Source organism: Deinococcus indicus (genome assembly GCF_002198095.1).
Taxonomy (GTDB): domain Bacteria; phylum Deinococcota; class Deinococci; order Deinococcales; family Deinococcaceae; genus Deinococcus; species Deinococcus caeni.
Window position 1 is genome coordinate 15,659 of the sequence record NZ_NHMK01000035.1, and the last position, 17,481, is coordinate 33,139.

Annotated in this window: 13 protein-coding genes; 8 read left to right on the forward strand and 5 right to left on the reverse strand. The window is 71.6% G+C overall.

The genetic code is table 11. The features are described from left to right. The first annotated feature begins 139 nt into the window (after nt 1-139). Together CBQ26_RS19610 and CBQ26_RS19615 are read left to right on the forward strand one after the other, a co-directional pair. Nucleotides 140-1,552, forward strand: a complete 1,413-nt coding sequence (locus CBQ26_RS19610; protein WP_088250289.1) for an SMP-30/gluconolactonase/LRE family protein — start codon at nt 140-142, stop codon at nt 1,550-1,552. Nucleotides 1,553-1,614: 62 nt separating this feature from the next. Continuing rightward, nucleotides 1,615-2,139 (forward strand): hypothetical protein, encoded by a 525-nt coding sequence (locus tag CBQ26_RS19615; RefSeq protein ID WP_088250290.1) that lies wholly within the window; start codon nt 1,615-1,617, stop codon nt 2,137-2,139. 103 nt (nt 2,140-2,242) lie between these two features. On the opposite strand, the gene CBQ26_RS19620 is transcribed toward CBQ26_RS19615, so the two are convergent. Further along, the gene (locus tag CBQ26_RS19620; protein ID WP_088250291.1) at nt 2,243-4,528 is read right to left on the reverse strand and encodes a DNA polymerase domain-containing protein; all 2,286 of its coding nucleotides are present in this window, start codon (nt 4,526-4,528) and stop codon (nt 2,243-2,245) included. Nucleotides 4,529-4,655: 127 nt separating this feature from the next. Here CBQ26_RS19620 and CBQ26_RS19625 point away from each other — a divergent pair, with 127 nt between their 5' ends. Beyond that, nucleotides 4,656-5,513: a TIGR02452 family protein gene (locus tag CBQ26_RS19625; RefSeq protein WP_172418183.1), complete on the forward strand. Its 858-nt coding sequence runs from the start codon at nt 4,656-4,658 to the stop codon at nt 5,511-5,513. Nucleotides 5,514-5,546: 33 nt separating this feature from the next. Here CBQ26_RS19625 and CBQ26_RS19630 read toward each other — a convergent pair whose 3' ends face one another. Beyond that, nucleotides 5,547-6,059: a hypothetical protein gene (locus CBQ26_RS19630; RefSeq protein ID WP_088250293.1), complete on the reverse strand. Its 513-nt coding sequence runs from the start codon at nt 6,057-6,059 to the stop codon at nt 5,547-5,549. A 112-nt stretch (nt 6,060-6,171) separates the two neighbouring features. Then, on the reverse strand, nt 6,172-6,681 hold the full coding sequence (locus CBQ26_RS19635) for a hypothetical protein (protein WP_088250294.1): 510 nt from the start codon (nt 6,679-6,681) through the stop codon (nt 6,172-6,174). A gap of 417 nt (nt 6,682-7,098) precedes the next feature. Here CBQ26_RS19635 and CBQ26_RS19640 point away from each other — a divergent pair, with 417 nt between their 5' ends. Then, the gene (locus CBQ26_RS19640; protein ID WP_088250295.1) at nt 7,099-7,869 is read left to right on the forward strand and encodes a tetratricopeptide repeat protein; all 771 of its coding nucleotides are present in this window, start codon (nt 7,099-7,101) and stop codon (nt 7,867-7,869) included. 120 nt (nt 7,870-7,989) lie between these two features. Continuing rightward, a complete protein-coding gene (locus CBQ26_RS19645; RefSeq protein WP_088250296.1) occupies nt 7,990-8,352 on the forward strand; it encodes a hypothetical protein in 363 nt (120 codons plus the stop codon). Here the strand turns inward: CBQ26_RS19645 and CBQ26_RS19650 are convergent. Next, nucleotides 8,333-9,439: a hypothetical protein gene (locus CBQ26_RS19650; protein WP_088250297.1), complete on the reverse strand. Its 1,107-nt coding sequence runs from the start codon at nt 9,437-9,439 to the stop codon at nt 8,333-8,335. The two genes, CBQ26_RS19645 and CBQ26_RS19650, sit on opposite strands and share 20 nt — an antisense overlap. A 596-nt stretch (nt 9,440-10,035) precedes the next feature. Between CBQ26_RS19650 and CBQ26_RS19655 the strand changes: the two genes are divergently transcribed. Further along, nucleotides 10,036-13,218: a DUF11 domain-containing protein gene (locus CBQ26_RS19655; RefSeq protein ID WP_088250298.1), complete on the forward strand. Its 3,183-nt coding sequence runs from the start codon at nt 10,036-10,038 to the stop codon at nt 13,216-13,218. Here the strand turns inward: CBQ26_RS19655 and CBQ26_RS19660 are convergent. Next, nucleotides 13,148-13,822, reverse strand: coding sequence for a winged helix-turn-helix transcriptional regulator (locus tag CBQ26_RS19660; RefSeq protein ID WP_088250299.1), 675 nt, complete (start codon nt 13,820-13,822; stop codon nt 13,148-13,150). The two genes, CBQ26_RS19655 and CBQ26_RS19660, sit on opposite strands and share 71 nt — an antisense overlap. Nucleotides 13,823-14,108: 286 nt before the next feature. Between CBQ26_RS19660 and CBQ26_RS19665 the strand changes: the two genes are divergently transcribed. Then, entirely contained in the window at nt 14,109-16,349 is a 2,241-nt protein-coding gene (locus CBQ26_RS19665; RefSeq protein WP_088250300.1) for a putative bifunctional diguanylate cyclase/phosphodiesterase, read from the forward strand. Next, nucleotides 16,349-17,425 (forward strand): diguanylate cyclase, encoded by a 1,077-nt coding sequence (locus CBQ26_RS19670; RefSeq protein WP_088250301.1) that lies wholly within the window; start codon nt 16,349-16,351, stop codon nt 17,423-17,425. The genes CBQ26_RS19665 and CBQ26_RS19670 overlap by 1 nt, the downstream gene beginning before the upstream one ends. Nucleotides 17,426-17,481: the final 56 nt, after the last annotated feature.

Sequence of the window (17,481 nt, forward strand, 5' to 3'; positions counted from 1 at the left end):
ATCGTACCGCGCCCGGCCGCCCGCTAACTCCGGGGCAGCGGGTGGGGGGGGCTGTTGCGGTTCTGTTGCGGCGCTCCGGCAGGCTGTCGGCGCGGCCCCCCGTACGTCCCCCCCTGCGCGCGGCCCGCCGGAGGCACCCATGAACCGAGCCCTGCTCACCCTGACCGTCACGCTGGCCGGCGTGGCCGCCGCGCAGTTCGCGCAGAACCGCACCCTCCCCACCAGTTTCCCCATCGACTGCCGCGCCCTGGACCGCCGCCCCAGCGCCCCGGAGGCCGCCAGGGACTGGAACGCCCGCTGTCAGCGCGTCGCGGACCAGTGGAGCAAGGGCACCCGCCTGGGCACCGGCCCCAGCGTCGCGCAACTCGCCAGCGCCTTTCCCACCAAACCCGGCAGCGTCCGCTACTGGGGCGGGTTCCTCGACGAACGCACCCGCAAGCTGTACATCGGCGCCACCTGGAGCGACAACCGCGACCGCAACGGCGACCCGGAACTGAAGAACTTCGGACTGCTGCTGGAAGTGGACGTGGACTTCAGCGGCCCCACGGCCGGGAACCGCCGCGTGATCAGCGGCAAGCACCTCAGCCGCCAGGGGGACCTGGACGTCGGCAGCGGCCCGAAACTCTCGACGGTCCGCACGGTCCGGCGCGGCCCGGACGGCGCGCTGTACGCCTTCACCATGGACGCCGGCAACCCGGCCACGATCGTCCGGATCGACCCGCAGAGCGGGGACCGCCGGGTGGTGTGGCAGGAACGGGCGATCCTGCACAACCAGCCCGGCCCGTTCCCCGCCGACCAGTGCGACAACGGGCAGACGCCCGGCAAGGACGGTGTCGCCGCCGGCGGCCGCCGGTCCATGCAGATCAACGGGGCCTTCTCCCCGTTCGAGATGAACCCCCGCACCGGCGAGTTCTACCTCGCGCCCATTCAGGCGAACAACGCCAGCCCCCAGGGCCTGCTGAAAATCAGCGCGGACGGCGCACAGTGCTCGTGGGTGACGCGCCTGAAAGCGGCGGGCAGCAACCGCTACGCGGACACGCCGCAGACCCGCGCCGAGGTGGACTCCGGGCAGCCGACCGGCAGCGGCCCGCGCGGCAGCGGCTTCAGCGGCATGACCCTGAACGCCACGAACCTCCACTACCGCGAGCAGGAGGGCCGCGCGTGGCTGTACGCCAGCAGCGGCGCGTCGTACTGGCGCACCGACCTGGAGAGCGGCAACCGCGAACTGGTCGTGCAGCAGGAGGTCGGCGACACCAACAGCGTCTGGGACGAGCGGCGGCGCGTCCTGTGGACCAGCGGCACCGGCAGCAACTCCGGCATCGCGCCCGTGACCATCGAGGCCGAGGAACCCCGCCTGGGCGGGAACCTGTACTGCCTGAACCCCAGCGACGCCACGTACCAGTGCGTGCGCGGGCCGGGCGAGGTCGGGCCGCTGCTGCGCGGCGGGGTGTTCCTCGACCCGCGCGACGGCAACCTGATCGTCGCGCACGACGGCGTGGGCCTGATCCGCATCGAGATCGCCACCGGCAACTCCTACCTGTTCTCCCTGTGACACGGACTCCGGGCGCGCGGGGCGCATCACCCGCCTCCGCCCGGGTCCAGAGGAGGTCCAATATGCACCGACTGACTCCCCACATCCTGGCCCTGGCCCTGCTGCCGGGCGCCGCCCACGCGCAGAACAGCCTGAACGGCATGGCGTACGTGTACGACGTGCCGCGGTTGCTGAACACCAGCCGCGTGGACCTGCTCGAAGGGCTGTTCACGTACCGCGTCAGTGACCGTTCGGGCAGCGCCGCGCTCCGCCTGACGCTGGACGTCCGCAGCGTCGGCGGGGGCCGCGTCCATACCACGGACCTGAGCGTCCCGACTCCGCTGCGCGCCCCGGCGCTGATGACCGTGCAGGACGTCGCGTGGAACCTCGCCAGCCAGTGCTTCAACCTGCTGCCGGAACGGCGCACGCCGGTGGCGTCCTGGCTTGCCGGTCTGAGCGAGGGCCTGCCCGACAACGAGCGGCGCGAGGCGACCTTCGGGCCGCTGACCCTGCGCGCCACGCCCGTGCCGGGCGGCCTGAAGCTCAGCTTCACGCGCTCCGACCAGCCCGGCGTGCGGCCATGGAACCGCTGGTGCTGGACCGACTGAAACGGACTCCGAGTGAATGGGCTGCAAGGCCCGTTCCAGCCGGGGAGGGCGAGGGGGGCGCAGCGTCCCTGGCGGGCCACACCGTTCCGGGGCGGCGCGGCGGTCATCCGGGTTCGTTGCTCTGGAGGGCCCGCCACCTGACCGGCATGTCCCGCAGGTCGCGGTCGAACAGTCCGGCTCCCCGCCCGCCGAACAGCTGTTCCCAGTCGGCGGCGTCCAGCGCCTTTCGCAGCCGCGTCGCGTAGTTCTGCACGAGGGCCGCCCGGTAGTGCGCCGCGTCGTAGTCGCGGCCGTCCGGGTCGCTCAGGGCGGTGAGTCCCTGCCCGGCGCGGACGTACAGGTCGATGCGGTCGCCCACCCGGAAGTCCAGTCCGGCCCGCCACGCCGCTTCCAGGTGCGTTTCCCGACGCTGGGCGCGCGTCTGGGCGTAGTCGGCGCGGGTCTTCCCGATCCGCAGGCGGGTACTGACGTCCGCGTTCGTGAAATCCCGCTCCGTCAGGCGCCTGACGGTGTCCTCGAACGCCGCCTGCACGCCCGGCACGTCCCCCTGCAACAGGGCTTGCAGCGCCGCGCGCAGGAACGCCGCGCCGTACCGCCCGGAGCGGCTGGACCCGAACGACGCGCCGCTCTGGTCGAGCGTGCCGTCGTACCGCAGCAGGGCGTAGTTCTTCACCTGATGGCTCAGCATCGCCCGCGCGCGCCCGTCGAACTCCAGCGTGATCCCGTTCGGCAGGCCGGCGGCGACCTGCGCGATCAGCGTCCGCTCGGCCGCCTCCCCGAGGTCCTGCCCGGTGCTGAAGTACACGCCGTCCGTGTCGGATTCGATCAGCTGCACGCCGCGCGCCTGCAGCGCCGACGTGACCTGCTGCAGGATGGCCCGCCCGCGCGCCGTGACCCGGTCGGCCGCCTCCCGGTCCCCCAGCCGTGCCAGCCGCCCGGCGCCCAGGTACCCGTACGCGGCGTTCACGACCAGTTTCATGGCGTCCTGCATGGCGTGGTGTTCCCGCCGCTGGGCCTCGCCGAGCAGCGCATTGCGCGCCTCGCGCTTGTGCGTCAGGCGCCGGGCGGTCAGGTCACTCACGATCCGGTGGAAGGCGCCCAGTTCGTCCTGGCGCGGGCCGATCCCCTCGGCGCGGATGATGCTGGGGTACATGCTGGCCACGTCCGCCTTGACGACGTGCCGCAGCACGCCCTCGGCGTGCAGTTGCACGTGACCGCCCCGGTGCGGTCCGGCGTGACCCCGCTCGGACGCCGGGAAGGGCCGACCCGCCTCGACGTACGTGCGGACCAGCATGGGTTCCAGCACGCCCTTGGCCGGCCCGGCCCGCGTCAGGCGGTGGTACGGGCGGGGCGTCAGGCGGGCCAGCGCGAACGCCGGGGCGAGCATGATCCGTGCCAGGGCGTCCACCTCCTGCACGTCCTGCCGCGCGTACGCCCGCACGAGCTTCGGGTGGTCCCGGTAGGTGGTCACGATCTGGTCGCCCTCCAGGTACACCCGGCCCTCCGGCGCGACCCCGAAGTGCCGCGCGGCGGCCTTCAGGCCCCCCGACGGGAGGTTCAGGCGACGCACGGCGTCGAGCGTGTCCAGCACCTCCCGGCCCGGACAGACCCACAGCGGCGTGCGGCTCCCGTCGTCCACCGTCCAGGGCACGCCGTCCCCCGCCCGGCCCAGCCGCAGCGCAATCCCGCAGCGGCGGGCCCGGGCGGCCAGGAACGGCAGGTCGAAGCCGTGAATGAAGTGATTCTCGATCACGTCCGGGTCGCGTTCCCGGACCAGTTCCAGGAACGCCTCGATCAGCTCGCCTTCCTGCGCCGCTCGCCTCGCCTCCAGCAGCGTCTCCAGGCCCCGGTTGTCCCGCACGGCGATCAGGAAGATGCGGCCCTCGTCCGGGCTGAGCGCGGTGGTCTCCAGGTCGAACTGCAACCGCACCGGCTGATCGAAGGTCAGGCCCTGATGGTACGTCTGCCGGGAGGTGATCAGGTACTGCTCGGCGTACCCGAGGCGCAGGTAGCCGCTCAGTTCCCCCAGCGGCGGCGGAACGTCCAGGCCGCGGTTCAGGCCCACGCCGCGCCGGACGGCGGCCTCCAGCTGCCGGGGCGACGGGCCGCTCAGCAGGTACCGGTACGCCCGCGCGTCCACCGGGCGGTCCGGCGCGAGGTCCCGCGCGTGGTACAGGGACCCCGTCGGGGCCTCACCGGCCGATACCGTCAGGGCGTCCCCCAGGTGCGTCAGGTCGTCCGGCGTCCGCGCGTACAGCCAGCCGCGCTGCCGCGTAGTCTCCCGCAGCGACGCGCCGCTGTGGGGGTCGCGCCGCCAGACGTGCACCGTCCCGTCCCCCGTCGCGTGAACGGACACGATGCCCGGTCGGGACGGAACAGTGGACGCCATCGCCCGCAGTATAGGAACGGCGCGCCCCCCCGGCCTCCGACCTGAACCCGCTGTATCCTGCGGCGCCAGGACCGGCCGACCGCACCCGACCCCCGCACCCCCCCGCCGACCCGCCCCGGAGGTTCCGATGCCGCCCCTCGACCGCACGAAGCTGATTCAGGACGCCCACAGCACCCTGGCCGCGCTGAGCGCACGCGGGTACGACGGCCCGCGCGGCCACGTGGATCTGACCCTGCACCTCGCCCGCCAGGACGCCGGCACGCGGCTGTACACCCCGGAACACCTGCGCGCCGCCGAACAGCTGCTGGAACCCGGCCCGCACGACACCCGCTTCGCCGTCACGCGCGAAACGACCCTCGCCGCCACGCGCCGCCTGCTTGGCGAACGCCCCGGCCCGGTCTCTGCGCTGAACTTCGCGTCCGCCACGTCCACCGGCGGCGGCTTCCTGACCGGCTCGGCCGCGCAGGAAGAGAGCCTGTGCCGCGCCAGCGGCCTGTACGCCGCCCTGAGCCGCGCCCCCGAATATTACGAGGGCCACCGCGCCCGGCGCGACCGCCTGTACACCGACCAGCTGATGTTCGCGCAGGACGTCCCGGTCTTCCGCGACGACGACGGCGCGTGGCTGGACCGGCCCTACCACACCGACGTCCTGACCGCCGCCGCCCCGAATCTCAGAGGTCTGGACGGCGCAGAACTCGACGCCCTGCGCCCCCAGGCGCAGCAGGCCATCGAACGGCGCGCCTCCCTCGTCCTCACGGCCTTCCGGCACGCCCGCTGCACCCGCCTCGTCCTGGGCGCCTGGGGCTGCGGAGCGTTCCGGAACGACCCCCACCACGTCGCCCGGACCTTCCACGCCCTCCTGACCACAGGCCGGCACCGCGGAGCGTTCGAGGAAGTGGTCTTCGCCGTTTTCGCCATGCCCTGGGAAGAAACCAACCTCCACGCCTTCGAGCAGACATTCGCCGGACTCACGGCGCCCCGCTGAACCGGCTGGCGCGCCCCACCCCGGCGATGCTGGTCACTCCTGCGGCACCTCGGTGGGGGGGAGCATGGCGCGGCTCAGGTCGTGGTGGCTGGTGAGGTCGAGCAGGGGCGGTGATTCGCGGATCAGGGTGCCGGTCAGGTGGTGGTAGCCGTCGGGCAGGTCGCGGCCGCGCAGCAGGTAGGTGTGCCGGTCGGGGGTGACGGCCAGCAGGTCCGCGCCGACCCGCTGGACGCGGGCGGTGACGGTCAGGGTGGTGCCGGCGGGCGCGGTGGGGGAGCTGCGGGGGTGGCGCCGGACGTCGCCGGGCAGGCGGGCGTTGTGGACGATCAGTCGCGGTGCGGGGCCGTTCCGGAGCTGCCCCCAGACGTCCAGGCGGGTGTCGTGCCGGGGGCTCCAGTCGAAGGGTTCGCCGGACAGTTCGATGGTGGCGTCGGCGTCGCTCAGGGTGGCGCCGGTGACGCTGCGGGCGTAGGTGCCGGTCACGAGGACGAGGGTGCCGTCCGGGGTGGCCGCCAGGTCCGCGATGGTCAGGGTGCGGTAGGTCATGGGGTCTCCAGCAGGGTGAGGACGATGGGGTGCGCGCAGAGGTTCGCGGCGTGCGTCAGGGCGGCGTCGGCGGCCAGGGGCGGGGTGGGGCCGCTGCCGGTGGCGTCGCGGCTCACGGTGGGCTGTCCGGGCAACCGAACTGAACCTGCGCGGCGGCGACGCAGGTGACGTGCAGCGTTCCGTGGGGCTGCACCCACGCCTCGCCGTGAAGGGTGAGCGCGGCGGGGTGCGGTGAGGGCGTGACTGTGAAGCCGACGTCGGTCAGGGCGCGCTCGAGGGCCTGCCGGGCGGCGCCGGGGGTGTGGTCGGTGCAGCGGACGTGCAGCGGCCTGAGTGTGAGGTCCGGCCGGGCGTGCAGCGCGGCCCGTTCGAGCAGGCCGTACGGGAGCGCCACCTGGGCGCGGACGGTGTGGCCGTCCGGTCCGGGTTGGTCGTGCAGGACGCGGGTGACCTGCAGCAGGTGGGCGGGGATGCGGGCGCTCAGGGTGGGGTCGCCGGGCGCGGTTCTCTGCGCGAGGGTGTGCAGGCCGGTCTTCAGGAGTGATTCGAGTGCGGCGGCCCGGTCGGGCGCTGTGAGGGTCACCTCGGCGGTGTTGGGTGGGGGAGAACTGGCGTAGATCATGCGGGCGTCACCCCCTGACGGTAGGCCGCTGCCTCCGATATTCAGGAACGAATACAAGTCCACATAGCGCTCACTGGCCGCTGACAGCGGTCGGATAACAAGCCTGCTCCCTGACCGCCTCCCGATCAGCGGTCCCTCCGGGCGGGTTTCTCCACGCGCCGCGCATGCAGGTACGGCCCACCGGTCCATTCACCCGGCCGGGCCGCCCGGAGGACTGCATGAACACCCTGCGCATCATCCTGACCCTGCTCACCCTGACTGCCCAGGCCCACGCCCGCGACGACGGCGCCGTGACCCCCCGGCCCGACACGGCGCCTCACCACCCGTCCCCCGCCTGACCCCGCCCCTCCACGCCACCTGCCCGTCCGGGGGCGTCCGGACAGGTGCGCCCTGGACCTCCTGGATTCCCGGCCGACCGTGAACGCGCTGCATCACGCCTGGCAGCGGGCCTACGCCCTGCATCCCCTGGGCCGCGCGGCCGAGGCGTACGCGGACATCGAACGGGCCGCGCAGATCGCCGAGACGGAATGGCTGCGCCACCGCAGCGCCGTGTACATCGACTGGGCCGTCATGCTGATGCGCGACCAGCGCTTCGAGGAAGGCTTCCGCCTCTACCACCAGGCGCTCGCCCACGCCGCCGACCCCGAGGAACGCGCCACGACCCTCTACAACCTCGGCTGGACGTACCTGCGCCGCGGGCACCTCGGCCACGCCCTCGACGCGCTGCAAGAAGGCCACGCCCTGACGCGCGGCGCCCGCCGGGACGGCCTGCGCTGGCGCGGCCACCTGTTCTGCTGCGCCCTGGCCCTGCACGCCCGCGCGTGCGGGCAGTTCGACCTCGCACTCGGACGCGCCCGGCACGCCACCCGCCTCGCCGGGGACGACCGCGCCGGCGTGTACGCCTGGAACGTCCTGGCCACCACCCTGCGCCTCGACGGGCAGACCGCCGCCGCCCGCGAGGCCCAGCAGCGCGCCCTGGAGCTGGCCGGGGACGGCGCCGCCCGCGACACCGAGGCCCTGTACCTCGCCCTGATCGACGTCGGCGGCCCGGACGCCGGGGCGGCCCACGACACCCTGCGCCGCCTCGCGCCGCGCGCCGCGCCGTACGACGGCTGGCGCGCCCGGCTGCACCTCGCCCAGGCGGACCTGCGCGCCGGGCAGACCGCCGCGGCCCTCCAGACCCTCTAGGCGGCCACCGACGCGAACGAACCCTACGTCCTGCTCGACGAGGCGCCCGCCCTGACCGACCTGTACGCCGCCGGCCGGGCCGCCGGACTGCTCCTCCCGGCGCCCGCCGCGCGGCAGGCGGTGACCCTGCACGTCACGGCGCGCGGCACGCCGGCAGCGGTCCTGTGCGGCCGGCCCTTTCCTGGCGCGCGGCCCCTGGCCCTCGCGGCCGTCGCGTACCTGCACCACGAGGGCCCCGCCACGCTCGACACGCTGGCCGGGGCGCTGCTGGACCTGCCCGCCGGGGACGCGCGCGGCCCGGCCCGCATCCGCGCCGCCCTGACCGACCTGACCGACCTGACCGGCACCGACACCCTGACCGTCACCCGGCGGCGCGCGGTCACGCTGGGACCCGACTGGACGGTGAGCACCGACCTGGACCGCCCCGGCCCCGACCCGTTCACGGAACTCTACGGCGAGTGGATCACGCGACTGGCCCGCTGAGCGGCCCACCATTCCCGAGCCAGTCCAGCGGGTCGTCCAGCAGGCACGGCCCCTGACCGTCCCGCAGGTCCGTCGACCACGCCCACTGCGGCCCCAGCGACAGCCGCCCGCCCCGCAGGCGCACCGCGCCCGAATCCCCCAGCAGGCTCCGCAGGCGCGACACGTGATACCGCACCTGCCCGTACAGCGCCTTCTCGGTCCCCTCGCCCAGCACCGCGTCCGCCACCAGCGGCCACGGCGCGCCGCCCCGCTCGATCAGGTACGCCAGCAGCGTCAGGCTGCGGCCCTCGCCGCGCATCGGCACGAACGTCAGGCCGCGCTGCACGCCCAGCCGCCCGCGCGTCACCAGTCGCGCCCGGTCCGGCGCGGCCGGCGGTTCCGGCCAGCCCAGCGCCGCGCGCACATGCGGCACGCTGCGGGCCTCGTCCAGCACCTCGAACCTGAACCCCGACACGTCCGGCAGCAGCCCCACCGGCAGGCCCGAACGCAACACCGACTCGGCGTCCTGCAACGCCAGCCTGAGCTGCACGCCCGGCGACAGCCGCGCCTCGTCCGGCCGTCCCGACCCCGGATGCACCAGATCCAGCAGCGCCTGCACGTCCGCCGCCGCCTCCGGTGACGGCGCGTACCGCAGCGCCGCGTAATGATGCCGCACCGACACCAGCGGATCGCCCATCACGCGCGTCGTGGTCGCCAGCGTCAGGTGCGCCCCGAACGCCACGCCCGCCTCCACCTGCCCGCCCAGCGCCTCACGCGCGCGGCTCAGGGACGCCTCGAACGCGCCCTGCACCCGGTCCACCGTCGCCAGTCCCACCAGCAGCGCCCCCCGCCACGGCCGCGCCGCACGCTGCGCCCGCACCAGCCCCATGCCCTCCTCGAACTGCCCGGCCGCCGCCGCGACCTCACCCGCCAGCAACGCCGCCCACCCGAGGTCATGCAGAATCGCCGCACGCTGCGGCACGCCCCGCCCACCGTCCGCGAGCAGGGTCAACCACGCGCCCGGCGGCCGACGCCATGACCACCGCCCGGCCGGCTCCAGCGGCGTCCCCACCGCCCAGCCGCCCAGCGGCGGCGGCAGGGGGGTCACGCCGCCCCCCCAGACACACGGGGACGGTCCCGCAGCGTGACCCGGCAGATCAGGGATTCCATCCGCCCGAGCATAGAGTCACTGGCGGCCCCTCTGCACCCCGCTCATGCGGAAGACGGTCGAGTTCCCGCGCCAGTCCGGCCGGAACCGGCGTGGGGGTCCACACCCGGTTCAGGGCCGCGCGCCGTTGCCTGTGGACGGGCAGCGTCATGACCACGCTCTCCGGTTCCGGCGCCGGGAGCCGGTGTCCCGTCGGGCGTTCAGGTACGGACGCTGCCAGTCAGCCGGTGGATGATCAACCTGGATGGCGACGCTCAGGCCCGTTCAGGTGCAGGGAGGTCCGTGCGTCCGTATGGCCTGTCCCGCCGGCCGCGACACGTCGGGTGGGACACAGGGACCTTATGAAAATAAGGTGAAAAAACCGGTGATAATACTGTGCAATTTTTGCACTAGGCTGTCTCCTATCCCGACGCAATGAGCTGTTTAACGGTGAGAGGGGATGCTGTTCCGCACCACTGCGGTAGACGGATCGCCCCTCATCTCCCTGGCCGCTTCCATCCTTCCGTCACATCGCCGGTTCACCCTCAGAGGTCCAGTTGCGCTCACTCTTCCGATTCCGTTCCAGTCTGCTGGGTCTGCTCTGTCTGCTGGGCGGAGGTGCGCTCGCCGAGGGCAGCCGCCACCTGTACCCGGCCAGTTACCCGGCCACCGCGTCCCGTGCCAGCCTCGACTGGCAGCCCGCCAGTGGCCTCTACGTCGGCCGGATCAGCCGCAAGAACGTCCTGTACACGTACGCGCAGGCCGGAGAGCAGATCCTGACCGGTTCGAGCAGTGTCAGCGGAACGACTGTCAGCACCCTGATCAGCATCTATGCCCCGGGCAACTTTGGAACTCCGGGCAACGAGGTGCTCGGTACCCCTGTCAACACCTGCACCGTCGCCAGCACGGTCGCCGGAACGCCCGGCTACATCCCGAGCCGCGCCGCAGAACTGGCCGGCCCGAAAAGCGCCAGCGGGAACGGCGGCGCGGATACCTGGACGCCCTGTGTCTACACCGCGCCGAGCACCGGAGTGTACGCCGTGACGGTTCAGCCCAGGGGCGCCGGATCGCCGACGGGCAGCGTTGCCACGCTCGACCGGGCCGGACAGGCGGTCGCCGCCTGGGAGGTGACCGTCCGGTCCGACGCGGCGAGCACCGCCGACCTGCTCGGCCGGGTGTTCACGTACGCCTTCAACGGTTTCACGGGAGGCAACAACCGGCCCGTGACCAGCAACTACTACGTAGTCACCCGCGACGGCTTCCGCTACCGCGAGAACTTCGCGGGCCCGACCGGGCTGGGCGTCGACCCGAACGGCTACGCCGTGTACGCCAACTCCAGGGGATTCGTCGATACGTTCGACAACTCGCCGCTGTACCGGAACCTGCGCGGCTCCAACGCCCAGGTGGATCCGCCGCTCGGAGCCCCGGCCGTCAGTGCGCAGGCGGCCGAATTCCCATTGTTCTTCGTCGATCCGGTGCAGTACGCCGGGGAGGTCAACCGGGTGCTGACGACCCTGGGGATTCCGGTCACGCCGGACACGCCGACCGTTACCGATCCCGCGTTCGTGAACGCCCAGGGCGGTCCGCGGCTGGTGCGTGGCGGCAGCGGCACCTTCTCGTTCACGAGCAACAAGACCGGAACGTACCAGATCGTCGTGAGCGCCGACGGCACCGACTTCGATCCCGAGAACACACGCAACCGTGTGCTGCGCGGCAACGCCGTGATCGGGCGCAACGCGGTCGGCTGGGACGGCCGGAACAACAACCTGCAACTGTTTGCGTCCGGTTCCGTCCGGTATCAGGTGGTCCTCAATGCCGGCGAGGTGCACTTTCCCCTGGTGGACGCCGAGAACAACCCGGGGGCCGGGCCGATCGTGACGCTGCTGAATCCGCCCCCCGGCGTCGCCAATCCCAACACCGTCTTCTACGACGACCGCGGCTACGTCACGAAGGGCGGAACAGCCGTCGGAACCCTGAACGGCACCCTCTGCCCTGGTCCCGTTCCCGCGGCGCCGACCGACCCGGCGAACCTGCTCGGCGTGGACTCCTCGGCGGTGCCGTACCGCAACTGGGGTTCCGGCGGGAACTCGAACACGGACTGCGCGGCGACGGCCGGCTGGGGCGACGGCAAGGCCCTGGACCTGTGGACCTTCGTGCGCGGCAACACGGTCAGCACGCTGGACGTGGCCGAAGCGGCGGACCTCAGCGTGCAGAAGACCGTGGATAACCCCACGCCAGTCGTGGGGAGCACGGTGACCTTCACGGTGACCGTCAGGAACGCCGGGCCGGACGCGACGACCAACGTGACCGTCAGCGACGCACTCCCGGCCGGATACACACTGATCAGCGCTGCGCCGTCACAGGGAACGTACGCACCCACGACGGGCGCGTGGACGGTCACGCCCTCCGCGCCGCTGGCCAGCGGCGACCAGGCGACCCTGACCATCACGGCCACCGTGAACCCGGCGGGACCGTACACCAATACGGCGCAACTGCTGAGCAGCGACCAACCGGACCCGGATTCCACGCCGGGGAACGGCGTGACCACAGAGGATGATCAGGCGAGCGTGACGCCCGCACCGATCACGCCTGTGGCCGTCGTGAGCAAGGTGGCGGGCGCGACCACCCTGCGTGCCGGCCCGTTCCCCTACGCGCAGACGTACGTGGTGACCGTCCGCAACACCGGCAGCGTCCCGGTCACGTACTCCCTGCAGGACACGCCGGCCCTGGATCCGGACGTGACCGTGGGCACTGTGACCGTCAGCGAGAACGGCGCGGCCCCGGTGCCGTTGCCCGGACCGGCACCGTACACGCTGGCCCAGGGGCGTGTGCTGGGGGCCGGCGCCGCCGACACGTTCACGCTGACGGTCACGCTGGCGGTCGTCCAGGGCGCAACCGACAACGACGTCTGCACCGGTCAGGCGGGGAACGGCCTGTTCAACACGGCGTTTCTGACCGTCGGAGCCATGCAGACCAGGGCGTTTGATTGCGTTCCGACGCCGAGACTGCCGGACCTGCGCCTTCAGAAAAGTGGTCCGGCCTTCTACCGCGCCGATCAGGCACTGACGTACACACTGGCCGCCACCAGTGACCGGGCCGCGTCGGGCGTGGTGGTCCGTGACGCGCTGCCGGTCGGCACGACGTTCGTGTCCGCCAGCGACGGCGGCGTGCTCAGCGGACAGGACGTGGTGTGGACACTGGGGGACGTGCCCGCAGGAACACGCACGCTGACGCTGGTTCTCAGGACCCTGCCGGGCGCCCGGGCCGGCGAGTTACCGGCCACCCTGACGAACACGGCGACCGTCAGCGCGGACCAGCCGGACCGTGAGGCCAGCAACAACGCGGGTGCGGCCAGCAGCCAGCTGGTGCTCGTGCAACTGACGAAAACCGTCCGGAACGTGACCCGTGACACGGCGGCCAGCACAGCGGGCGGCGGACTGCCCGGGGAGACACTCGAATATTGCATCACGGCCCTGAACCGGGGGGTCAGCGTGAACAACTTCGCCGTCCAGGATGCCGTGCCGGGCAACACGGCCGCGCGGACCTCCGCGTACGGACCGGACCGCGGATTACGGCTGGGCGGCGCCGAGACCGGCGTCCTCACCAGCGGCGCGGACGGTGACCAGGGTGAACTGACTTCGGCAGGCGGCCCGGCAGGCGCCGGTCTTCTCACCTACCGGATCGGGACCCTCGCGGCCGGCGTGACGCAGCAGGTGTGCTTTCAGGTGGTGGTCCGGTGACGACCGGCCCGGCAGGCGGGTGCAGGCGCGCGTCCTGTTCGTTGATCCAGACGAGCAGGGCGCTGGCCGCCGGATCGAACGCCCGCCCATCCTCTGTCAGTTCGTACGGCGCGGTCACGGACGAAGAGCTGCGGGTCAGGAAACCCAGGTCCGTCAATTCGCGCAGGCGGGCCATGACGCTCCGGCGGCTCACGGCCGGGAAGGTCAGGTCCCTGGCCCTCTTCGGACCGCCATGCAGGGCCAGGATGATCCCGAGGCTCCCGCTGCGCTGGAGGGTATCCCCGAGCAGGGGAGCTCGGTGATCGAGCTGCGCGTACCAGGACAGTACCCGCCGGACGGCCGGGCACAGGCGCGCGCCCTGCGCCGTCAGTGCGTAACGGCGGTGCCGGCGCTCTATCCAGCCGATCGCCTGCAGTTCTCCCAGTCGTGTCGACAGGGTCGAGGTGCTGGCGACACCAGTCAGGTCACGAATCTCGCCATAGGATCTGGGTTCCTGACACAGGTAGCGCAGAATCCGGAACGCATACCGGGCTTCGAGTTGTGCGAGTGCCCGCTGGCGTCCCTCCTGGAGAATCACCTCAGCGGCGTCTGGCGAAACCTTCACACTTTATCATGGCATGAATGTAAAAGGCAGGTCCGTGACTGTCCAGAACAGTCGGGCGCACCCGCTTCAGAAGGCCCCGACAGGATCACCGTACGACGACCCCACCCGCACAGACGGCTGCGCTGGGCAGTGACGCACGCGGGCAGGTCGCCCGAACACCTCTTCACCTGTCGGGTTCGTCCGCAGCCCCAGGCCGCTCTCCGACCGTCAGCAGACGGCGGGCGCGCCGGCGACCTTCCGGTCAACTCAGGACGCCCATCATTCCCACCGTTTCCGGAGGAGTCGTATGCCGAGCCCCCGTCGCCCCTGGATTCACTCGTTCCGCGCGCAACCTCTGCGCCGCCAGGCAAACCTGCTGGTCATCGCGGTGCTCGTGCCCACCGTGGTCCTGCAGGCTGTCGCCGTCCCGACGCTGCTGCTGCAACGCTTCCGCTCCCTGGAAAAGCGGCAGCTTGCGGGTAACGGGGAGACCCTCACCAAGGCGTACGCCCGTGAGGACGCCCGGCTGCGCGCCTTCACGAAGAATTTCGCCACCTGGAACGAGACCTACCGGTACGCGCAGGGGCGCAACCCGGGATTCCTGAACTCGAACCTCGTTCCGAGTACCTTCGAAGGAGGGAACGTCAGCATCTGGGGCGTCGTCGACCGGAGCGGCCAGATCCTCTCGGCCGCCACCTACACCCCACAGGCGATCCAGACCGGCGGGGCGGCCAGCGCGACCGTCCGGGCACTGCTCCGGCGGATGCCACAGGACTCCGCCCGGACGGCGTCCGGGATTGTGGCCGTCGGCGGCCGCTACTACCTCGCTGCCTCACAGCCCATCACGCAGGACGACGGCACAGGCCTGGCCGGCCGGTTCCTGCTGGCCCGCGAACTGACTCCCGGCGTCATCGCCGACATTGTTCCCCTGGGACAGGACAGCCGGTTGAGCCTCGCGGGACCGGGCGCCGACACCACGCCGCCGGAGCCCCTATCAGACCGGCTCACGCTGCCCGTCACGGCTCCCGACGGCACACCGTCCGCCACGTTGCGGCTGACGCAGACCCGTTTCATTCTCGAGGCCGGCCGCGCCGCCATCCTCCAGATTGCCCTGATCACGGCCCTGAGCACCCTCCTGACCCTATTGCTGGGCGTGACGTTCATCCGCCGGCAGGTTCTACAGGTCGTGGAAGAGTACGACCGGGACGTCCGGCGGATGCAGCGGGACAGCCGGCACCGCCTGACCGTTCGCGGCGACGACGAGCTGGGCCGCCTGGGCGTGACCATCAATGACCTGACCGATCAGTACCGCCGGCAGTACAACGAGATCCAGATCATGCACCAGCGTGACGGCCTGACCGGTCTGCTCAACCGAGAGGGCCTGATTCGCCGTTCCATGCCCCAGTCACTCCGCGCCGCCGCCGTGATCCAGGTCGGCAGCCTCGAGAGCCTCAGCGGGCTGTACGGCGCGGTCCGGACCGACCGGCTCCTGCTGGAGTTCGCCGCGCGTCTACGCGAGCACGCCCCCTCCGCCTTCTGCGCCCGGCTCCGGTCCGACACGTTCGCGCTGCTGTGCGGGCAACCACTCGAGACACTCCTGCCGGCCGTTCAGGCCCTCTCGGCCCCCTACCCGGTGAACACGGGCGAGGTGCAGCTGCGGGTGCACGTGGGACTGGTCGACAGTGAAGAGCTGCAGTCCGCTGACGCTCTGCTCGAATGCGCGGAACTCGCCCTGCAGGAAAGCCACGATTTCGGAGAGCCGACCCGGACGTACACCCGCCAGACCCGGCAGCGCCTGGAACGCGCCCGCACCCTTCAGGACAGCCTGCGGACCTTCACGGACGAGACGTTCACCCTGCACTACCAGCCGATCATGGACCTGAACGGACAGGTGCCCGTCTCGTTCGAGGCGCTGCTGCGCTGGACACACCCGGATCTCGGGTTCATCTCACCGGCCGAGTTCATCCCGCTGGCCGAGCGCGGCGGTCACATCTACGCCGTCGGTCAGTGGGTCCTGCGTCAGGCCGCGTCGGACCTGCTCAGGTCCGGCCGCTCCACCATGAAAGTCAACGTGAATGTCAGTCCGCTGCAACTGCTCAGCCCGTCGTTCGCGCAGGACACGCTTCAAGCACTGTCACAGCTCGGACTTCCAGCCACGCAACTCGTGCTGGAAGTCACGGAAAGCGCCGTGCTGGGAGACCTGGACCTCGCCACCGCCCACCTGAACGCCCTGCGGGAAGCCGGGATTCAGATCGCGCTGGACGATTTCGGCGCCGGATACTCCAGCCTGTCGCTGCTGTCACGCCTGCCGGTCGACGTGATCAAACTCGACCGGACGTTCCTGACCGAGGCCCTGACGGAACAGGGGGCGAGGTCGGTGCTGGCGCAGGTCGTCGTCCTTGCCACCCAGCTCGGGTTCCCGGTCGTGGCCGAAGGGATCGAGAACTTGGATACCCTGACCCTCCTGCGGGAACTGGGGGTCCGCCGGGGGCAGGGATATCTGCTCGGGCGGCCGGCGCCGTACGCGGACTCTCTGGGGAGAGCCTGATGTTCCGGGCGTTGTTCCTGAACACCTGCGTCCTAGTGGCGCTCACGTACGCGCTCAGCCTCACGTACCGCGAGTGGCCGCCGGGCGGCAGCCGCCTGCCATACACCCGCCTGCTGGCCTTCACGGCCATGGGCGCCGCCCTGATGAGTTTTCCGGCCGAGATCAGCCCCGGTGTCCTGCTGGACCTGCGGGTCGTCCCGGTGATTCTGGTGACGGTCCGGTACGGGCCGGGCATGGGACTGGCGGTGGCTGTGCCCATCCTGCTGATCCGCGCCTGGCACGGCGGGGCAGGCGTGGAACCCGCCGTGCTGGCCCTTCTGAGCGTCCTGCTGATGGCGGCCCTCGCCCGGCGCCTCGGCGTGACCCTGCAGGGACTGGTCAGCACCCAGCTGCGCTGGGCTCCCGTCATGGTGCTTCCCTACCCCCTGCCGCTCCTCCTGCTGCCGGACGGCGCCGCACTGTTCACGCAGTCGGCCACGCCTCTGATCGTGTTCAACACGGCAGGTCTGCTGATCTGCACGTCCATCCTGGTCGGGCGCTTCCAGGCGCTGGGGACGCTGCAACGCCTGACCCGTCAGGCCGAACTGGACGCCCTGACGGCGCTTCCCAACCGCCGGCGGCTGGACGCTGACCTGGCGAGACTGGGCACTCAGGACGCCCTGCTGCTGATCGACATCGACCACTTCAAACGCGTGAACGACCAGCACGGCCACGCGGCCGGCGACGCCGTCCTCAGAGAAGTGTCCCGTTGCCTCGAAGCGCAACTGCGCGCCCGTGACACGGCCTACCGCTACGGCGGTGAGGAGTTCGCGGTGATCCTGCGGCGCGTCGACCCGGCCTTCCTGACGCAGGTGGCAGAGCGGATCCGGCAGGCCGTCGAGTCCTACCCGGTCCAGGCACTCCAGGGCAGAAGTGTGACCGTCTCGATCGGAGCGGCCACCAGCGACGGACTGCCAGACGTGGTGCAGCGGGCAGACGCCGCGCTGTACGAGGCCAAGGAAGGCGGCCGTAACCGTGTGCAGACCCACCCGCACCCACCTGTCAATGAACACGCCGGTACGGGGAGTGGAGCGTGAAGATGTCCGGTAAATTCGAAGTTGCCCTGCCCGCCATGACGCCAGAGGACACGCTG

What these genes read in the sequence shown, in the direction of transcription:
- CBQ26_RS19610 (WP_088250289.1), top strand. Translation starts at nt 140, where the DNA reads ATGAACCGAGCCCTGCTCACCCTGACCGTCACGCTGGCCGGCGTGGCC.
- CBQ26_RS19615 (WP_088250290.1), top strand. Translation starts at nt 1,615, where the DNA reads ATGCACCGACTGACTCCCCACATCCTGGCCCTGGCCCTGCTGCCGGGC.
- CBQ26_RS19620 (WP_088250291.1), bottom strand. Translation starts at nt 4,528, where the DNA reads ATGGCGTCCACTGTTCCGTCCCGACCGGGCATCGTGTCCGTTCACGCG.
- CBQ26_RS19625 (WP_172418183.1), top strand. Translation starts at nt 4,656, where the DNA reads ATGCCGCCCCTCGACCGCACGAAGCTGATTCAGGACGCCCACAGCACC.
- CBQ26_RS19630 (WP_088250293.1), bottom strand. Translation starts at nt 6,059, where the DNA reads ATGACCTACCGCACCCTGACCATCGCGGACCTGGCGGCCACCCCGGAC.
- CBQ26_RS19635 (WP_088250294.1), bottom strand. Translation starts at nt 6,681, where the DNA reads ATGATCTACGCCAGTTCTCCCCCACCCAACACCGCCGAGGTGACCCTC.
- CBQ26_RS19665 (WP_088250300.1), top strand. Translation starts at nt 14,109, where the DNA reads ATGCCGAGCCCCCGTCGCCCCTGGATTCACTCGTTCCGCGCGCAACCT.
- CBQ26_RS19670 (WP_088250301.1), top strand. Translation starts at nt 16,349, where the DNA reads ATGTTCCGGGCGTTGTTCCTGAACACCTGCGTCCTAGTGGCGCTCACG.